The organism is Hymenobacter sp., from assembly GCF_031398885.1.
GTDB lineage: Bacteria > Bacteroidota > Bacteroidia > Cytophagales > Hymenobacteraceae > Hymenobacter.
In genome coordinates, this window is the sequence record NZ_JANNOD010000001.1 from 1 (window position 1) to 16,311 (window position 16,311).

Sequence of the window (16,311 nt, forward strand, 5' to 3'; positions counted from 1 at the left end):
CGACTCGCGGAAGTACAGCACCACCCCGATGCAGCCCGCGCACAGCAGCCAGTTGAGCGAGGCCACGTAGCTCTGCCCGCGCAGCTCCGTGGGGTAGGAAATGCGCACCTTGGGCCAGAAATTGAGCCGCAAGGCTTCCACCACCAGCGTGAACGAGCCCGAAATGAGGGCCTGCGAGGCAATGATGGTGGCCAGCGTGCACAGCGCAATGGCCGGCAGCAGCAGGGCCGGCGGTATCATCAGAAAGAACAGGTTTTTGTCGCCCAGCTCGGGGCCCAGGTGCTGGAGCAGCCAGGCGCCCTGGCCCAGGTAGTTGAGCACGAGGCAGGTTTTGACGAAGGTCCAGCTCAGGTAGATGTTGGGCCGGCCCACGTGGCCCATGTCGGCGTACAGCGCTTCGGCGCCGGTGCTGCACAGGAAAATGCTGCCCAGCAGCCAGAACGCGCCCGGCACCTGCGTCACCATGTGGATGGCGTAGTACGGGTTCAGGGCCCGCAAAATGCTGGGGGCCTGCACCAGGTGCACCACGCCCAGCACCGCCAGCATGGCAAAAAACACCAGCATGACGGGCCCGAAAAACTTGCCAATAATGGCCGTGCCGAACTGCTGAAACGTGAACAAGCCCAGCAGAATGACCACTACGATGGGCACCGTTTCCAAGTCAGGCTTGAGGATTTTCAGCCCCTCGATGGCCGAGGCCACCGAAATGGGCGGCGTGATGATGCCATCGGCCAGCAGCGCGGCGGCCCCGATGATGGCCGGGATGTAGAGCCACTTCACCGGCATGCGCCGCAGCCGGGCAAACAGCGCCAGGATGCCGCCCTCGCCGTTGTTGTCGGCGCGCAGGGCAATGAACACGTACTTGACGGTGGTGAGCAGGGTGAGCGTCCAGAGCACCGCCGAAATAGTGCCAAGCACCACGTCCTCGGTTACGGGCCGGTGGGCGAACACGCCCCGCACGGTGTAGAGCGGCGAGGTGCCGATGTCGCCGTACACGATGCCCAGGGCAATGAGGGTGCCGGCGGCCGTGGCCCGGGAATGCATGTCGGCGTGGGTGGCGGGGGCAGCGGCGGTGGGCAAAGTAGCCGTGGACATGGGCAATGGGGAAGCGGGTGGATAAGGCCGGGCGCCGGGGCCAGCCGTTGGGTGGGAAGTTACGCAGGCGCGGGCCGGCCGTTGGCGGAAATGTGCGGGTTGGGGCAATCCACGACGGGAAGGCGCCAAAGATGGGCCAAAATGGGCCAAAAAACCAGGCCGCGGCCTAGCGTTCTGACATAACCCCTTGCAAAATGCTAGGACTGGGTTTTAGTGAATCTACTCCTATTGTATGCGTCGGCCTTTTTGCCTGGCTTGGTACGGTCATCGCGCAACGCCCGGCACACGGCAGTTGCCCCGCCAACGGAGCCGGCCGGCTTATTTTCTCCTTCTTTTTTACACCTCGTATGAGACTCATTGTTACCGGGGCCCTGCTCCTGAGTACCACAATTGCCTTCGGCCAAGTCAGCCGCCCCGGCAGCGGCGGCCTGCACCTGAGCGACTCCACCAATGCCCCGGCCGACGCCGCCAACGGCCGGGCGCTGCCCTCGCCACTGTCCGCGCTGCCATTTCCGAGCGGTGAGTGGGTGGGGCCCGTGATTGGGGCTCCCGACAAAACTTCGCTCTACCCGTTGCAGAAGGCGCTGGGCGGCCAGGCCACCAGCCGGTACCGGGTGTATGGCTGGCTGAATCCGTCCTACACCGCCAGCACGTCGAAGAATTCCAACATTCCGGTCGCCTACAACATCAAGCCCAACGCGCTGGTGATGAGCCAGGCCGTGGTGCGGGCCGAGCGCATCATGAACACCGTGCAAACCGACCACGTGGACTGGGGCTTCCGCTCGTCCTACCTCTACGGCATCGACTACCGCTACACCGTGGCCAAGGGCCTGTTCAGCGACCAGCTGCTGAAACGCAACAGTTTGAACGGCTTCGACCCCATCGAGCAGTACCTCACGCTGTACGTGCCCAAAGTGGCCGAGGGCCTCACGCTGCGGGTGGGCCGCTACATCTCGCCGCCCGACATCGAAGCCCAGCTCGCGCCCGACAACTACCTGTTCAGCCACTCGCTCACCTTCAGCTACGACCCGTTCACCTTCACCGGAGCCCTGGCGGCCCTGCGCCTCTCGCCCCAGGTGACCGTGCAGCTGGGCGTGCACGCCGGCAACGAAATGGTGCCCTGGAGCGAGTCGGCCAAGCTCAACGGCCAGGCCTTCATCCGCTGGGTGGCCAAGAACAACAACAACTCGCTTTACGGCGGCATCAACTCGCTGGGCGAAGGCAGTTACAGCCGCCAGCATGACAACGTGCAGATGGTGGTGGCCACCTGGGGTCACCGCTTCGGCCCCAACGTGCACATGATGACCGAGAGCTACTACCTCTGGCAGCGCGACGCGCTGGCCGGCGGCACCGTCATCAACGGACCCGACCGGCCCTGGGCGGGCTCCGGCGCGGGCGCGCTCATCCCGGGCCGCTCGCACTCCTACGCGGCCGTCAACTACTTCCAGGTGCTGCTTTCGCCCACCAGCTACCTGTCCGTCCGCAACGACCTGCTCAACCACCTCGACGGGCAGCGCACCGGCAACAAGACGCTGTATTCCAGCCACACCGTCGGCTATGTCAAGCATTTCGGCGGCGGCCTGTTCACCTTCCGCCCCGAAATCCGCTACGACAACGCCTACGCCGACGGCATTCGGGCTTATGACAAGGGCACGAGGCGCGACCAGTTGGTGGGCGCGCTGGATTTGATTGCGCATTTCTAGTTCACCTCACCCCCCGGCCCCGCATCTGCTACATGCGCAGAGTCCCGCGGAGAGGGGGAGCCTGACGATTTTCATCCGCTTGCGTTAGGCTCCCCTCTCCGCGGGAGAGGGGCCGGGGGTGAGGTGAACGCGAAAGGGCTGACTCATCAATACTCACCATGTTCCTCAACATCCTCACCGCCACCCTGCTCTTTGGCCTGGCCGTGCTGCTGGCCTGGCCCCTGGGGCGCTACATGGCCCGCGTGTACGCCGGCGAGCGCACCTGGCTGCACTTCCTCACCCCGCTCGAACGGGGCTTCTACCGCCTGGCCCGCATCAACCCCGAGCAGGGCATGACCTGGCCGCGCTACGTGGGGGCCCTGCTGGCCATCAACGCCGTGTGGCTGGTTTGGGCCGTGCTCGTGCTGCTGGTGCAGGATAAGCTGCCGTTCTGGAACCCGGATGCTATTCCGGCCATGAGCTTCAGCCAGGCGCTGCACTCGGCGGTGAGCTTCCTCACTAGCACCAACGCCCAGCACTACTCGGGCGAAACCGGGGCATCCTACTTCGCCCAGCTGACGGTGTTCACCTTCCTGCAATTCGTGAGCGCGGGCACCAGCCTGGCCGCCGGCATTGCCGTGGTGCGGGCCCTGGGCGGGCGCGAGTCGAGCAACGTGGGCAACTTCTACCAGGACTTGGTGCGCTCCTGCCTGCTGATTCTGCTGCCGCTGTGCTTCGCGTTTTCGGTGCTGTTTATGCTCACGGGCGTGCCCATGACGTTTGAGGGCGCGGCTGCCTACACTTCGCTGGAGGGCGTGGCCGGCACGGTGGCCCGCGGGCCGGTGGCGGCCCTGCTGTCCATCAAGGAGCTGGGCTCGAATGGGGGCGGCTTCTTCGGCCCGAACTGCGCCCACCCGTTCGAGGGGCCAAATTTCGCGTCCTTCGCCCTGCACCACCTAGCGGTGCTGCTCACACCCATGGCTTTCGTGTTCATGCTGGGCTACTATTTGAAGCGGCCCCGGTTCTCGCTCATGGTGTTTGGGGTGATGACGGCCGGCCTGCTGCTCCTGCTGGTGCCGGCCGTGCTGGCAGAAATGCAGAACACGCCCTTTCTCAACTCCCTGGGCCTGGACGCGGCGGCCGGCGGCAACCTGGAAGGCAAGGAAGTGCGGTTTGGCGTGTTCCACACCGCGTTCTACAACAGCTTCAACATGGCCATCCCGGCCGGCACCGTGGTGGGGGCGCAGGACAGCTTCACGCCGCTCACCGGCGCCCCCTTCATGCTGCTGATGCAGATTGACGCCTTCTTCGGCGGGCTGGGCACGGGCTTCCTCAACTTCCTGGTCTACCTCGTCATCGCCGCGTTCGTGGCCAGCCTCATGGTGGGCCGCACGCCCGAGCTGCTGGGCAAGAAGGTGGAAGCCCGCGAAATGCAGTTGGCCACGCTGGTCGCCATTGCGCAGCCGGTGGTGGTGCTGGCCTGCACTGCCCTGGCCGCCTACGTCTGGGCCGCCACCCCCGACGCGGCCGAGTCGCTGAAGTGGCTCAACAATTCCGGCGCCCACGGCTTCAGCGCCATGCTCTACGAGTTTGTTTCGGCTGCCGCGGGCAATGGTTCGGGCTACGAGTCGCTGGGCGACAACACCCCCTTTTGGAACCTGCTGCCCTGCGTGGCCATGCTTAGCGGGCGCTTCGTGCCCATCATCGGCACGCTGGTGCTGGCGGCGGGCCTGCTGGCCAAGTCCTACACACCACCCAGCCTGGGCGGCATCCGGCTGGAGAGCTTCACGTTCGCGGTGCTGCTGCTCGTGGTCATTGGCATCCTGGGGGCGCTGCTGTTTTTCCCGGCCCTCACGCTGGGGCCGTTGGCAGAGTATTTTAGTGGTCAGTGATTAGGGGTTAGTGGTTAATTTTTTTAGTGAGCAGCGTTGAGTTGTGCGAGCGAGAGCATATTGAAAACCAAGTCTTTTGCATTTGCCGTGCGCATCGTTCGGCTCTTTCAACATTTGCAAGCGGTGAAGAATGAATTCGTTCTGGCGAAGCAGCTGCTGCGGTGCGGCACCTCGGTGGGGGCAATGGTCCGGGAGGCTGAATATGCGGAAAGCAAAAGTGACTTCATCCATAAAATGGCCATCGCGCAGAAAGAAATCAACGAAGCACTTTACTGGCTCGACCTACTGGCCGCCACCGACTACCTGACTCCCCAAGAAGCCAGCAGCCTGCATTCCGATACCCTGGAACTGCTCAAGATGCTCACCAGCACCCTCAAAACAGCCAAAGCCAGCCTCACCTCCACTAACCGTTAATCACTAACCCCTAACCACTATGCTCCGTCCCGTGCTCCTGAGTGGCTTGCTGCTGCTCACGTTTGGCTTCGTGTTTCCCGGGCTGCTCTGGGCCGTGGGGCGGCTGCTGCCGGCCCGGGCGGCGGGCTCGCCGGTGGCGGTGGGCGGGCAGGTAGTGGGCTTCGAGCGCATCGGCCAGAAGTTCACCCAGGCCCGCTACTTCCAGGGCCGCCCCTCGGCCGTGGATTACAACGCCGCCTCCACCGGCGCGTCCAACGCTGGTCCATCCAACCCCGCGCTGCAAGCCGTCATCCAGGCCCGGCTCGACACGCTCCTGCTGCTGAACCCTGAGCTGCGCCGCGAGCAGGTGCCCACGGAACTCGTCACCGCTTCGGCCTCGGGCATCGACCCCGACCTCTCGCCGGCCGGCGCCTACGCGCAGGTGGCCCGCGTGGCCGCCGCCCGCCTGCTACCGCCCGCGCAGGTGCGGGCCGCAGTGGATGCCGCCATCGAGGAGTCCTGGCTCGGCTTCATGGGCCCGGCGCACGTGAGCGTACTCCGGCTGAACCTGGCCCTGGATGCGCAGCGGCCCTAGCGGGACCGGCTGGCTAGTGCAGCCGTGAGCTGCGGGCCTCGCCGCCGGCGCCCAGCGCGGCCAGGGTCAGCAGGCCCGCATCGGCGTAGCTGAGGCGGGCGGTTTGGCCGGCGTCCAGCAGCTCGCGCACCAGCTCCGCCCCTTCCACCTCGGGGGTGAATGCGGTGGTGGTGGAAACGACCACAATTGGCCGCTGGGGCAGGGCGGCAAACAAGGTGCGCCGGTCAATTTCGGGCGGAAATACGGCGGCGTACAATATCAGCCGCTCAAAAACGAGGTGGTTTTCGGCCAGCCAGCCCACGGCGGCGGCCGCGCCGTGCCCGTAGCCGAGCACCGTGACGGGCGTGCCGGCCGGGCAGCGCGCCCGGATGTGGTCGGTCAGGCCGTCGAGGTACGTCGTCAAATCGGCCAGGTCCGCATCCACCGAATGGGGCGCAAACCACACGCCGAGGGCATCGGTGGGCCGGTCCGAGGTGGCGGGGTCGGCGCGGCGCGAGAGGGCTTCGGGCAGGACAAGCAGGCGCTCGGGCGTGTCGAGATTCACGAGCTGAGCCGCCAAGTCGGCCACGGCCTGGTCGTGGCCGTGCAGGCACACCCACAGGTGCGCAATGGCCGGGCCGGGCTCGCCGAGGCTGTAGAAATGGGCGGTGCGGGGCGTGGTGAACGAATACGGCGACATTTTTAGTGATTAGTGATTAACGGTTAGTGATTAGCGGTTTGCATCTATGGGTGTACATTGAGTGGTGGGATTCAGTGACAAGCAAATAATTCTCTATCATTAATCACTAATCGTTAACCACTAATCACTATTTAACGCGTTGGAGACGGGCGGCCAGCGGCCCGATGGTCAGCCCTTGGCCCAGGATGGAAAAGACGACCACCACGTAGGTGATGCCCACCAGCAGCTCGCGCGGCATCGACGGCGGCAGGCTCAGCGCCAGTGCCACCGAAATGCCGCCGCGCAGCCCGCCCCAGGTGAGCATGGTCAGGTTGAACTCCGAGAACTCGCGCCGGCCCCGCAAAAAGCTCAGCGGGATGCTCACCGACACCAGCCGGGCCAGCAGCACCACCGCCACCGCAGCCAGCCCCGCGCCCAGGTACTGGCCCTTGATGCGCAGCACCAGCATTTCCAGGCCCATGAGCGCGAACAGCACGGCGTTCAGCACCGAGTCAATCAGCTCCCAAAACTTGTCCACGTAGTCCTCCGTGACTTCCGACATGGCGTGCCGGCCCTGCTGGCTGCCCACAATCAGGCCGGCCACCACCATGGCCAACGGCCCCGATGTGTGCAGCTGCGCGGCCAGCGCCGAGCCGCCCGTGACCAAGGCCAGGGTCAGCAGCACCTCGATGCGGTAGTCGTCCACATTGCGCAGCAGCCCATACACCCCGTAGCCGAGCGCCGCCCCCAGCGCCAGCCCGCCCAGGCCCTCGCGCAGCAGCAGCGTCAGCACGTGGCCGGCGGCTACGGTATCGGCCCCGGACACGGCCACCGAGAGCACCGTGGCGAACAGCACCACGCCCACCCCGTCGTTGAAGAGCGACTCGCCCACGATGTTCGTTTCCAGGGCCTTGGGCAGGCCGGCTTTGGTCAGGATGCCGAGCACGGCCACCGGGTCGGTGGGCGAGATGAGGCTGCCGAACAGCAGGCAGTAGATGAAATCCAACGGCATGCGGAACAGCGGCAGCAGCAGGTAGAGGCTACAGCTCACCACGACGGTCGACAGCAGGGTGCCCACCGTGGCCAGCAGCAGCACCGGCACCCGCTGCCGCCCCAGGCTGCGCGTGTCGAGCTGCATGGCCCCGGCAAAGAGCAGAAAGCTGAGCAGATACTGCATCAGCACGGTGTGGAAGTCGAGGGTGCGCACCAGCTCGGCCACCCGCAGCACCGCCGGCACGCCCAGCCGCCCCAGCCCCACCAAGCCCAGCGACGCCAGCAGCGTGAGCGCCAGCAGCCCAATGGTGGGCGGCAGCCGCAAAAAGCGGTGATTAAAGTAAGCAAACAGCGCCGCCACCACCAGCAACAACGAAAACGTCGAGTACAACTCCATGAAAACACGAACAGAACGGTTCGGCGGCGAGGGTGCTGGAACCACTTGCCACTTCCCGTGACTCACTTGGGTCTGGCTGAAAAAGAGCTACCGCCTTCCCATGGGGCGCCGCCACTGCCGGGGTGCCGCGAAGCTAAGCAACGCCGCCCAAGCACGCGCATTCGGGGCCAAGCCCCCGGTCCGACCGGTTGAAATCAGGGCGACTCCGTTTCGACGACCGGTCGGACCGCCTAAGTGGTCCGACCGGAGCACTCTGCACGAGTGGTTAAACACCGGAGGTGTCGCCGCCGGCCAGCAGGGCGTCGGCGGTGCGCTGCAACTGGCGGGCTTGTTCGCGCAGCTGCTCCACGAGGCGGCGCTGCTCGTCGGTTTCGGCCGCCGTGGCGGGAGCGCCCGCGCGGCGGTAAGTGGTTACAATATCGAGCGGGCCGCTGGAATCGATGCGGGGTGTGCCGTCGGCGGTTTCGTAGCCTTCCAGCTTCTGGGCCATATCGTTGAAGGCGCGGGCCACGCCCACAAATTCGGGGTGGGTGTCGGTGGGCAGGCGCTGCGAATAGTCGCCGGCCCCCAGCCGCTGAATGCCCGCCGTGAGCTCCTCCACGGGCTGGATAATGTAGCCTGGGAAGGAGAAGATGAACGAGAACGTGGCCAGGATGCCCAGCGCCGCAATCAGCCCCAGCGTGGTGATGGTGCGGTTGGCGATGCGCCGGGTGCTTTCGCTCTGCTGCTCGATGGCGCGCAGGTTGAGGGCGGCCACGCGCGCCGACTGGCGGCGCAGCTGCAAATAGCCCGCCCGCGAGGCCTCCGCCGCCGGGTCAGTCTGCAGGAATTGCCGGAAGCCCACGGCCATGGAGTCGGCCAGCTCGCCCTCGCCGGGCTCGGTGATGTTGCGCTGCTCGGCGGCGAGGAAGCGCTCAAACGTTTGGCGGGCCTGCGCGGCAGCAGGAGCAGCGGCCGTGGCGCGGGCGTCGCGCAGGTCGGCCAGGGCATCGGTCATCTGCTGGGCGTAGTTCACCGAGCGGTAGTTGTCCTGCAGCGTGGCGGCGGCGCTGCGCGAAAGCTGGTAGAGGAAATACGCGCCCACCCCGCTCAGCAGCAGGATAATCAGGAACAAAAAGCCCAGGCCGAGGGTGAGCTTGGATTTGATGGTGGCTTGCATGGCGGAAAGGGGTTTGTGTATCGTTAGGATTAGGGTAGGCAGGCGGAGACGAACGAGGCCCATTCTCATTTCTCCCGAGAACGTCATGCTGAGCGCAGCCGAAGCATCTCGCTCGCATTGTCGAACGATTGAGTCACTACCCCACGCGAGATGCTTCGACTGCGCTCAGCATGACGTTTATGCGTCATTTTTCAGGTTTCCAGAATAATTCCAACCCCTCACCCCGCCACCGGCAGCGTGAAGCAAAAGGTGCTGCCGCTGCCCAGCTCGCTATCCACCCACAGCCGGCCGCCCTGGGTGGTGATGAACTCGCGGGCGATGCTCAGGCCCAGGCCGGAGCCGCCGCGGTAGCCGGTTTTGTCGGGCAATTGGGCGAAGCGCTGGAAGATTTTCTCGTGGTGCTCGGCCGCGATGCCCGGGCCGCGGTCCTGCACGCTCACCTGCACGAAGGTACCGGCCAGGGCGGCGCGCACGGTGAGGGCCTCACCGCGGGGCGAGTAGCGGATGGCGTTGGCCAGCAGGTTGATGAGCACCCAGGTGGTTTTTTCCACGTCGGCGCGGGCGGCGGGCAGCGCGGCGGGCAGCTGCAGGTCAATGCGCAACTGCTTGTCGTCGAGCTGGGGCTGCACGGTGGCGGCGGCGTAGCTCACCACGTCGGCCAGGTTGGTGGGGCGGGCGTCGAGCTGGATGCCCGCGCCGGCGTCGAGGCGCGAGACGTCGAGCAGCTCGCCCACCATGCGCTGCAGGCGCTGGGTTTCCTGGCGGATGTAGCCGGTGATGCGCTGGCGCTCGTCGACCGGCAGGCGCTCGTCCTGCAGCAGCTTGGTGTTGAGGTTAATGCTGGAAAGCGGCGTTTTGAGCTCGTGCGACACCGTGGCCAGGAAGTTCGACTTCACCTGGTCGAGCTTCTTGTAGTCCGACACGTTGCGCAGGGTCAGGATTTGGCCCACGAACTCGTTTTTGTCCAGCGCTTCGTTGAAGGACACCAGCTCCTGCACCGCGAGGCGGTAAAAGGCTTCCTCGCCCTGCTGGGCAATGCGCAGCAGCGGGGCGTCGGCCACGGCCTGGTCGCGGCGGGCGGCGTCGACTTCCAGCGGGCGCAGGATTTCGCGCATCAGGTCGTTTTCCTTGGCCACGGCGGCAGCGGCGTAGCCCACCAGCTTGTCGGCCGGCAGGCTCAGCAGGGCGCAGGCCACAGGGTTGGCCAGGATGATGCGGCGGTTTTCGTCCAGCAGCAGCAGGCCCTCATCCAGCCCGCTCACGATGCTGGCGGCGCGGTTGCGCTCGGTAATCAGCTCGGCCAGCGTGGAGCTGCGGTACTCCTGCAGCTGCACCAGCATGCGGTTGAAGGCCCGGGCCACGCGGCCAAACTCGCTGTTATTTTCCACCGGAATGGTGGCCGTAAAATCGCTGTCGGTGGCGTGCTCCAGGCTCTGGGTGAGCTTGCGCAGCGGGCCGACGGCCGCCTCGGGCACGCTGAGCACGAACATGAGCCCCAGCAGCAGGCTGACGACGATGAACGCGAGCATGTAGCGGCCGGCCTGGATGGCGCGCTGGTTGGCCAGTTCGTTTTTGCGGGTGAGGGCATTGGTGTTCAGGGCCACCATGCGGTAGGTTTGCTGGCGCAGCAGCTGCAGCTCGGGCGCCCGCGCTTCGGCCGAAGCGCCAGCGTCGAGCAGGCGCTGGAAGTCGGCCTGGTTCTGAATAAGGCTGTCGACCACTTCTTTCTCGCCCACTTCGGTGATGTTGCCGGCTTCGCGGGTGAGGCTCTGGCGGAAGCGGGCCAGGCCGGTGGGGTCGTTGGGCGCGGTTTCCATCCGGTCGAGGGCCTGCAGCATCTGCTGGCCCAGCTCCACCGAATAAAAATTATCCTTGAGCACGTTGCGCGAGCTGCGGTCGAGCCGATGCACCGAGTAGTAGGCATAGCCGCCGATGGCCAGCAGCAGGGCCAGCATCGCCAAAAAGCCAAGGGTGATGAGGGTTTTGAGGTTCACGTAAATTAGTGATTAGTGGTTAGTGATTAACGATTAGTGGTTGTGGTTAAGGGTCAACGATTAGGGCTGGTGGCTAACTACTAGCCAATACCTATTAATCAATAATCACAAAAAAACTAATCACTCAGATAGATTTGCTTTGGCGGTTTTGATGGTGCTCGTGAGCATCTTTAGGAGTTCCAGCGCGTCGGCCTGCAGGCTCTCGGATTCCTTGGGAATCAGATAGTCGGTGGCGGCCAAGAGGTCCAGCCAATACAACGTTTCGTTGATTTCCTTTTGCGCAATAGCCATTTTGTGGATGAAGTCACTTTTACTTTCCGCGTACTCCGCCTCCCGAATCATGGCACCCACCGACGTGCCACAACGCAGCAGTTGCTTCGTAAGCACGTACTCTTTCCGCACCCCCTGAAGGTGTTGGAAAAGCCGCACAATGCGGATGGCAAAACCAAAGAACTTTAATTTCAGTACGCTCCTACTCATGGCACTAATCACTAACCGTTAATCACTAATAGTTAACCAAGTAAACGTCCAGGTCGCTGCCGTCGCGGGCCACGGCGCGGAGCAGGTCGTTGGTCACGCCGCGGCGGGAAATCTGCTCCCACAGGCCCTTTTCGCTGGTGACGCCGCAGACCAGCAGCGTGGCGTTTTTTTCCTGGGCCACCCGCTGAATGGCCGCTACAATGTTGTCGTCCTTCACCCGCAGAATCTGGGCGCCCAGCTCGGTGGCGAGCTGGAGGTTGTTGAGCAGGTGGCGCTGGGTGGCTAGGCCGATGCGGTCGGAAGTTTCGCGGCCGGTCTGGATGTAGAGCACGTACCAAGCATCGGCCGCGAACCGGTCGGCCAGGCGCGAGGTCTTGCGGATGATTTCCTTGGCGGCCTTGTCGTTGGAATTGATGCAGGCCAGCAGGCGGTCGTCGTTGCGGCGGGCGGCCGACACGGCGGGCGCCCCGCCGGCTTCCGACTCGATTTGGTGGCCCAGCAGCTGGGCCACTTCGCGCACCGCCAGCCGCCGCAGTTGCAGCAGGTTTTCGGCCTGGAAAAAGTTGGCCAGCGCGGTGGGCACCTTGGCCTTATCGTAGATTTTGCCTTCTTCCAGCCGGGCGCGCAGCTCGCCCACGGTCAGGTCCACGTTCAGCACCTCGTCGGCCGCTTTCAGCAGCCGGTCCGGGATGCGCTCGGTCACGTCGGTGCCCGTGATTTTCAGCACCTGGTCGTGCAGGCTTTCCAAGTGCTGCACGTTCACGGCCGTAATTACCGAGATGCCTTGGCTGACGAGGAATTCCACGTCCTGCCAGCGCTTTTCGTGGCGCGAGCCGGGGATGTTGGAATGGGCCAGCTCGTCGACAATCACCACCTGCGGGCGGCGCTGCAAGATGCCCTCCACGTCCATTTCCTCCAGCGAGCGGCCCTTGTAGAACACGTGCTTGCGAGGCAGCAGGGGCACGTCGCGCAGCTCGGCCACGGTACCGGGCCGGCCGTGGGTTTCGATGTAGCCGATGAGCACGTTCACGTCGTGCTGGTGCAGGTCGTGGGCTTCTTGCAACATGCGGTAGGTTTTGCCCACGCCGGCGGCCAGGCCCAGGTAAATTTTGAGCGTGCCCCGCCGCTTGGCCTGCACCAGGCGCAGGAACCGCTCGGCGGAAGTATCGCGCTGGTCTTGCTCGGTGGGGTTCATGAGGTGGTTTTGGGCTTAGATAATTTTTGGTGGTCCTGCTGAACTGGTCGGAGCATCTCGCCTGCTTCGTTCAGGCGGGGGCCTCACCCCCGCCCCCGGTTCGCTTAAAACGCGAAGCCAAAAGAGAGGGGAGCCGGACGCCCGCGCCGAACCGGTGCCCCCTCTCTTCGGGAGAGGGGGTCAGGGGGTGAGGTTGCCGCCTGAACGACGCGGCATAGATGCTTCGACCAGTTCAGCAGGACGTGCTTTTTTCCTACTGTTCAATTTTTCCTACTGTTCAATTAAAATGTCAACCCCAGCAGCACCGTGGCGGCGCCGTTGGTGCGGATGGGGGTTTTGTTCTCGATGTACACCTTCTTTTGGTCCACAAACTGCTTGACTTCGCCGCGCAGAATCACGCGGGGCACGGGGTTGTAGTCGAGGCCCAGCGAGTAGCCCACGGTGTTGAGGCCGCCGGCGCGGGTGGCGGCCAGCACCCCGGCCGGGTCGCGGAAGTACTCCGCACGGCCCACCACGCCGGCGCGGGACCACAGCCGGCGGCGGATGATGAGCGCGGCGCCCTGCCAAGTGTCGTAGCCGCTCCGGCCGGCGGCGCGCTCCTCCCAGCCAGTGTCGAACGCGGCCGCGATTTTCCACTTTGGCGAGGGGTCGTAGGTGAGGTAGAAATCGTGAAAATAGCGAAACTGCTGGCCCAGCGAGTCGGGCCGGTTGGCGCCCTCGCCCAGGAAGGTGCTGGAGTTCAGCAGCAGCTTGGACGTGGGGCGGAATTGAATCTGGGTGCCCACGGCCTCGTTCTGATTGCGGTCCCGGATAACCTGCCAGCCGTTGATGGCCAGGGCCGTGAACAGCCACTTCTGGCCGGTGTCGTAGGTGAGCTTGGCGCCGGCCTCGTAGTAGGGCGAGTTGTCGGCCATGATGCTGCGGGTTAGCGTGAGGTCGTCGCGCGAGATGGGCCCTTCCAGCCCGATGTGCGACAGGAAAATGCCGGCGTCGAGCCAGAGCTTGGGGGCCAGCCGCACGCCGCCCCAGGCCTCGTAGATGTTCTTGAAAATCTGGGGCTCGGGCGCGTAGTTGGCGTCGGGGTAAGTGCCGGTCTGAATGGCGAAGGTGCCGCGCGCCCGGTCGCCCACGTAGCGGGCCCCGAGCAGGGCAATGTTGACCGCAATCTGGTTGTGCAGGTTTTCGGAGTAGATGAAGCCCGGCCGGGCCAGGCCCGCGGGGTTGCTGAAGTCGTAGCCGTAGTATACGCCCACGTACCCGAAGAAATCGGGCTTGGGGTCGGCCGCGGCCGTGTCGGCGGCGGCCACGGCGGTGGTGGCGGCGGCCGTCGTGGTGGGCGCGGCGGGCGGCGCAGTGGTCGTGGTGGTGGTGGGGGCGGGCGGTACCGTTTGGGCACCCAGGCGCGCCAGGGGCAGCATCGAGCCAACGAGAATACCGGAAATATGAATAAGCTTCATAGCAATAGGCAGGAAAATGGAAACCGGCCGGCCGTTGGGGGCCGGCCGGTTTCGGAATCTGGAAGCGGGGAAAGTTAGAGGCGGAAGTTTACCGAGAAGATGGCCCGGTTTTCCGAATCGCGCAGGTCGGGGGTGTAGTTGGTCAGGCCTTGGTCGATGTAGCCCGAGGGCGAAGTCGTGCCGCCGCGCCCGGCAAAATACGGCACGTTGGCCCGGCGGTGCAGGTACTCGAAGCGGAAGGTCACGAAGTCGCTGGGCATGATGTCGAACGTCACCGTGCCTTCGCGGGCCGTCAGCTTGCTGGCGTCGAGGTTGGTGAAGCCCACGGCCGAGGGGTTGAAGCTCAGGTAGCGCGAAGGGTTGGTCACGAAGCCCACGCGGGTGGTGAGGGCCAGCCGGTTCTTGGCAAACCACAGGCGGTTGGCCAGCGAGCTGCCGAACATGTAGTTGTCCTTGCGCTCCACGCCGTCGCCGCTCTGGAAGCCGTAGTGCGTGTTCAGGCTGAACGCGGCCTGGGTGATGCCACTCAGCGTCTTGCTCTTGTCCTTGTGGTAGTAGCGGGCCACGATGGAGTTGTCGTGGTGAAAGCGGATGACGTCGGGGTAGGCGTTCGGGCCCACAGCGGTGGAGTCGGTGCCAGGGCGCGAGTCGTTGCCGTAGTAGAAGTTGGCCACCAGCTGCAGGTTCTCGCTGGGCCGGTAGTAGTTGGAGTTGCCCAGCGCCGGCTGCTTGTTGAAGGTGTTGTAGGTCTGCCAGCCGTTCATCAGCCACAGCTCGGTCTTGAACTTCTTGCTGGGGTAGAACTGCACCCGCGCGCCCTGGAAGTAAAAGGGCGTGAAGTCGCACACTAGGCTGCGCTGGTAGTTCCAGTTTTCCTGCATCACGTAGCTTTCCAGGCCGATGTAGCTCATGAAAATGCCCAGCTCCACGTTCAGGCCGTAGCCCTTGTTGAAATGGTAGCCGGCCGCGGCTTCGCGGATGAGCTTGAGGTTGCCGGTGCCCGTGTTGCGGCCGCGCAGCACCGAGCCGTCGGTTTCCTGCACCACGTGCAGCATCGAGCCGGTTTGCAGCCACAGCCGGCCGATGATGTTCTTATAGTTCGATTCGACGCCGATGGTGGCCAGGGCCAGCGAAAACTCGTTGGCGCGGCCCGTCACCGCCGAAATGGTTTGGGTGTGGTCAATCGGCCGGGCGAAGTTGTAGTTGAAGTAGCCGTCGAGGATGGCCGTGCCGGTGAGCACGGTTTCGCCGTCGCCGTCCTTGAACACGAGCGGGAAGTTGGCCTGGCGGTTCTGGCCGTTCACCCACGTCAGGTCCATGCCCTCGAAGGGCACTTTGGCCGTGGCCGTGTCGGCCTTGGTGGCCGGGTTTTGGGCCGCGGCCGTTTCCGTGGTTTGGGCCAAGGCCGGTGCTACGGCACCCGCGGCGAGCAGCGTGGTCAACACCGTGCTGCGCAGAGCGAAATGAGAGAGGTTTTTCATGTGAAAACCGGGTGGGAATTAGGGCTTCGCCGCAGCTCGCAAGAGCGGCTGCTAAACGAAGCGGGTAGTGAAAAATAAATTGGATTGAATTACTTACCAGGGGTCAGTGCGTCCAGCGCCAGGTTTAATTGCAGCACGTTCACGCGGGCGGGCGCCACGAGGCCGGTTTCGGTGTTGGCTTGCACCAGCGCTTGCACGCGGGCCGCGTCCAGGTTGCGGGCCCGGGCCACGCGGGCCACCTGCACGGCCGCGCCCCGGGGCGAGAGGTGCGGGTCGAGGCCCGAGCCGCTGGCCGTAATCAGCTCGGCGGGCACCTGGGCTTTGGTCACACCAGGGTTTTGCAGCAGCAGCGTATCGAGGCGCTGCTGCACCACGGCCAGGTACTCGGGGTTGCTGGGCCCCTTGTTGGAGCCCGCCGAGCCGGCCGCGTTGTAGTCCACCGCCGAGGGCCGGCCGTTGAAGTACTCGGGCCGGTCGAATTTCTGGCCCACGTTGGCGTAGCCCACCACGCGGCTGTTCTGGCGCACGGTCACGCCGCGGCCCTGGCCCGGGGCCAGTTGCGCGCCGCCCCAAATCAGCAGCGGGTACACCACGGCGCACAGCACCAGCAGCACCAGCGTGAGGCGGAAAGCAGGAAGGAGGTTGTTTTTCATGGTCTTGGTTGGGAGTAGTATGCTGAGCTGGTTGAAGCATCTCGCAGGCATCGTTCAGGCGGGGGCCTCACCCCCTGACCCCCTCTCCAAAAGAGAGGGGGCACCGGTCCGACTCTGGCGCCAGGCTCCCCTCTCTTTTGGCTTCGCGTTTTAAGCGAACCGGGGCCGGGGGTGAGGCGCTACGCGA

General features: G+C 64.7%; 14 protein-coding genes and 1 pseudogene. 4 read left to right on the forward strand and 11 right to left on the reverse strand.

Features of this window, described 5'->3' with window-relative positions; translation table 11 throughout:
- The coding region (locus RMO51_RS00005; protein WP_409025019.1) for a KUP/HAK/KT family potassium transporter at positions 1–1,095 on the reverse strand (1,095 nt) is incomplete at its 3' end.
- A 347-nt stretch (positions 1,096–1,442) separates the two neighbouring features.
- Between RMO51_RS00005 and RMO51_RS00010 the strand changes: the two genes are divergently transcribed.
- The 4 genes from RMO51_RS00010 (at position 1,443) to kdpC (RMO51_RS00025) (ending at position 5,657) form a co-directional block, all read left to right on the forward strand.
- Positions 1,443–2,798 carry an outer membrane beta-barrel protein gene (locus RMO51_RS00010; protein WP_310390873.1) on the forward strand — a complete coding sequence of 452 codons (1,356 nt, stop codon included), beginning with the start codon at positions 1,443–1,445 and terminating at the stop codon, positions 2,796–2,798.
- Between the two features lie 158 nt (positions 2,799–2,956).
- Positions 2,957–4,669: a potassium-transporting ATPase subunit KdpA gene (kdpA, locus tag RMO51_RS00015; protein WP_310390875.1), complete on the forward strand. Its 1,713-nt coding sequence runs from the start codon at positions 2,957–2,959 to the stop codon at positions 4,667–4,669.
- Between the two features lie 60 nt (positions 4,670–4,729).
- Positions 4,730–5,083, forward strand: coding sequence for a four helix bundle protein (locus tag RMO51_RS00020; RefSeq protein WP_310390876.1), 354 nt, complete (start codon positions 4,730–4,732; stop codon positions 5,081–5,083).
- A gap of 19 nt (positions 5,084–5,102) precedes the next feature.
- Positions 5,103–5,657: a potassium-transporting ATPase subunit KdpC gene (kdpC, locus tag RMO51_RS00025; protein ID WP_310390877.1), complete on the forward strand. Its 555-nt coding sequence runs from the start codon at positions 5,103–5,105 to the stop codon at positions 5,655–5,657.
- A 13-nt stretch (positions 5,658–5,670) separates the two neighbouring features.
- Here kdpC (RMO51_RS00025) and RMO51_RS00030 read toward each other — a convergent pair whose 3' ends face one another.
- From RMO51_RS00030 to kdpC (RMO51_RS00070), 10 genes and pseudogenes are all read right to left on the reverse strand, one after another.
- Complete coding sequence (locus RMO51_RS00030; RefSeq protein ID WP_310390879.1) at positions 5,671–6,336, reverse strand: hypothetical protein; 666 nt, start codon at positions 6,334–6,336, stop codon at positions 5,671–5,673.
- Between the two features lie 127 nt (positions 6,337–6,463).
- Positions 6,464–7,705: a sodium:proton antiporter gene (locus RMO51_RS00035; protein WP_310390881.1), complete on the reverse strand. Its 1,242-nt coding sequence runs from the start codon at positions 7,703–7,705 to the stop codon at positions 6,464–6,466.
- 87 nt (positions 7,706–7,792) lie between these two features.
- Positions 7,793–7,987: pseudogene (locus RMO51_RS22540) on the reverse strand (hypothetical protein); the annotation flags it as partial.
- Complete coding sequence (locus RMO51_RS00040) at positions 7,971–8,951, reverse strand: HAMP domain-containing protein (protein ID WP_409025020.1); 981 nt, start codon at positions 8,949–8,951, stop codon at positions 7,971–7,973. The pseudogene RMO51_RS22540 and the gene RMO51_RS00040, both read right to left, overlap by 17 nt.
- A 131-nt stretch (positions 8,952–9,082) precedes the next feature.
- A complete protein-coding gene (locus tag RMO51_RS00045; RefSeq protein ID WP_310390884.1) occupies positions 9,083–10,858 on the reverse strand; it encodes an ATP-binding protein in 1,776 nt (591 codons plus the stop codon).
- Between the two features lie 120 nt (positions 10,859–10,978).
- Positions 10,979–11,338, reverse strand: a complete 360-nt coding sequence (locus tag RMO51_RS00050) for a four helix bundle protein (RefSeq protein ID WP_310390886.1) — start codon at positions 11,336–11,338, stop codon at positions 10,979–10,981.
- A gap of 25 nt (positions 11,339–11,363) precedes the next feature.
- Entirely contained in the window at positions 11,364–12,533 is a 1,170-nt protein-coding gene (locus RMO51_RS00055; protein WP_310390887.1) for a sensor protein KdpD, read from the reverse strand.
- Positions 12,534–12,814: 281 nt separating this feature from the next.
- Positions 12,815–13,990, reverse strand: a complete 1,176-nt coding sequence (locus RMO51_RS00060; RefSeq protein ID WP_310390889.1) for a porin — start codon at positions 13,988–13,990, stop codon at positions 12,815–12,817.
- Between the two features lie 74 nt (positions 13,991–14,064).
- Positions 14,065–15,471, reverse strand: a complete 1,407-nt coding sequence (locus RMO51_RS00065; RefSeq protein WP_310390890.1) for an outer membrane beta-barrel protein — start codon at positions 15,469–15,471, stop codon at positions 14,065–14,067.
- 89 nt (positions 15,472–15,560) lie between these two features.
- On the reverse strand, positions 15,561–16,124 hold the full coding sequence (kdpC, locus tag RMO51_RS00070) for a potassium-transporting ATPase subunit KdpC (RefSeq protein ID WP_310390892.1): 564 nt from the start codon (positions 16,122–16,124) through the stop codon (positions 15,561–15,563).
- Positions 16,125–16,311: the final 187 nt, after the last annotated feature.